The following is a 1,611-nucleotide window of genomic DNA, read 5'->3' as shown; positions in this document are numbered from 1 at the left end:
CGCAGCCGTCCGGTTCAGATCCTCCAGCAGATACGTCCGCTCGGCGGACGACAGCAGCTCGATGCGGCCGACCGGCTGCCCGGCATCGGCAACCATCGCCCGCAGCAGCGCCAGCAGATAACCACGCTGCCGCTCGATCGTCGCCTGATCGAACAGCGCCGTGGCATAACCCAGCGTTCCGGCTATGACCTCGCCGTGCTCGCCAAGGCTCAGCTCCAGATCGAACTTGACCTGATCGAACCCATCCCCGGCAACCTCCACACTCAGCCCGGGAAGATCGAACGGCTCAACGGCGTTGTTCTGCCAGGCCAGCATCACCTGGAACAGCGGCGTGTGATCAAGATGCCGTGGCGGCTGCACGATCTCCACCACCTGCTCGAATGGCAGATCCTGATGGTCCTGGGCAGCCAAGGCCGTGCGCCGCGTCCGTTCCAGAAGCTCCGACACGCTCGGCTCGCCCGACAGGTCCAGCCGAAGCGCCAGGGTGTTGACGAAGAAGCCGATCAACTCTTCGATCTCGCCCCGGCCTCGATTGGCGCTCGGCACGCCGATCACAAGGTCGTCCTGCCCCGATAGACGCGACAGCACCGCCGCCCAGGCCGCCAGCACCGTCATGAACAACGTCGTGCCATGCTGCCGGCTCAACCGCTTCAGACCCCGCGTCAGATCCGCATCGATGACGATCGGCACAGCGGCCCCGGCATATGACTGCTGGGCCGGTCGCGGCCGGTCCGTCGGCAAGACAAGACGGGCCGGAGCGCCAGACAGGGCGTCGCGCCAATACTGCGCCTGGTTCTGCAGCCGTTCCCCCGACAGCCACCGCCGTTGCCAGGCGGCATAATCCGGGTACTGGATTGCCAGCGGCGGCAAAGGATCGTCCTGTCCAGCCTCGAACGCCCGGTAAAGCTGACTGAGTTCACGCACCAGCACGCCCATCGACCAGCCGTCCGAGACGATGTGATGCTGCGTCAGCAGGAAGACGTGCTCCGCATCCGACATCCGGATCAGACGCCCGCGGATCAGCGGGCCACCCGCAAGATCGAATGGCGTGCGCGCCTCTTCATGGCACAGCTCCAGAAGCGCCGCTTCCGCATCCGGCCTGTGCCGCAGATCGTGCTCAAGTACGGGCAGCCCCGCATCCGGCGACAGAACCTCAACCCAGGGCTTGCCATCCGACGCGACAAAGACACTGCGCAGCGCTTCATGACGCGCAAGCAAACGGTCAAGGCTGCGCTGCCACGCGGTGCGGTCGAGCACACCACGCAGCCGCAGGGCCAGCGGCATGTGATAGTTGGTGCTGCCCTCGTCCAGCTGGGCCAAAAACCACAGCCGCTGCTGCGCAAACGACAGCACAAGCGGCTCATGACGCGACACGGTTACAATCGCCGGCAGGTCTTGCGGACCGGAGCGGCTCAACTGCTCGACAATGCTTTCTGCCAGATCGGAAAGCACCGGATTGGCGAACAGCGTCGTCAGGCGCAGTTCGACGCCAACAACCTGCGACAGTCGGCTCAAGAGTTGCACGGCCAGGAGCGAGTGGCCGCCCAGCTCGAAGAAGTTGTCGTGGCGTCCGACCCGCTCGACACCGAGAAGCTCCGCCCAGATCTGCGC

At 65.4% G+C, this 1,611-nt stretch carries 1 protein-coding gene; it reads right to left on the bottom strand.

Features of this window, described 5'->3' with window-relative positions; translation table 11 throughout:
• Window positions 1-1,611 (bottom strand): condensation domain-containing protein (locus tag HNQ71_RS34555; protein WP_246462552.1); only part of this gene is annotated, 1,611 nt, incomplete at both ends.

Source organism: Mesorhizobium sangaii, from assembly GCF_014207355.1.
Classification (GTDB): Bacteria; Pseudomonadota; Alphaproteobacteria; order Rhizobiales; family Rhizobiaceae; genus Mesorhizobium; species Mesorhizobium sangaii.
The sequence above is the reverse complement of the archived record's forward strand: the minus strand, read 5'-3'. Positions and strand labels throughout refer to the sequence as shown.